The 675-nt window shown below is 65.8% G+C and carries 1 protein-coding gene; it reads left to right on the top strand.

Annotated elements, in window-relative coordinates; all coding sequences use genetic code 11:
• Positions 1–98: 98 nt before the first annotated feature.
• Positions 99–675 (top strand): transposase family protein (locus FS320_RS44615; protein WP_162003666.1); only part of this gene is annotated, 577 nt, incomplete at its 3' end.

Here is a 675-nt window from a genome sequence, read left to right as displayed (position 1 = left end):
GCGGAACGTTGTTGGGATCGGGTGCGTTACGCCATTGAGGAGTACACTTGGCGCTTTGACGGCCTGCGACGCCGAGCTTCTCACCGCAGGAGGACGTGATGCACTCCCTTCATCCGCAAGCCCGCACCACCCCCGCTGTCCGCCAGGAGATCGCCCGCTCGAGAGAGCCCACCGGCGTGCTGGCCCAGCGCTTCAGCGTGAGCACCGAGACCATCCGCAAGTGGCGCAAGCGCGGCGCACAGGACTGCCAGGACCATAGCAGCCGGCCGCACAAGCTGCCCTGGAAGGCCACCGAGGAAGAGCGCGCCATCGTCTGTGCCCTGCGCCAGGCCACCGGCTTCCCGCTCGATGACCTCACGTTTGTGGTCAGCCATTTCCTGCCGCATCTCAACCGCGATGCCGTCTACCGCATCCTCAAGGCGGAAGGCTTGGGACGATTGCCCCCGGCGCAGCAGCGCCAGCGCCGGAGCGGCACGTTCAAGGATTACGATCTTGGCTTCATCCACATGGACATCAAGCACCTGCCCAAGCTGCAGACCGCCAACGGCGAGCGCCGCAAACGCTATTTGTATGTGGCCATCGACCGCTGCTCGCGCTGGGTGCACCTGGCCGTCAAGGACGATGAGCTGGCCACCAGCGCGGTCGCCTTCCTGAAAGAGGCGGTGCGCGCCTTCC

The sequence above is a fragment of the Microvirga tunisiensis genome (genome assembly GCF_009296175.1).
In the GTDB taxonomy this organism is placed as follows: domain Bacteria; phylum Pseudomonadota; class Alphaproteobacteria; order Rhizobiales; family Beijerinckiaceae; genus Microvirga; species Microvirga tunisiensis.
Note: the sequence above shows the minus strand (reverse complement) of the source record. Positions and strands in the feature narration are given on the sequence as shown.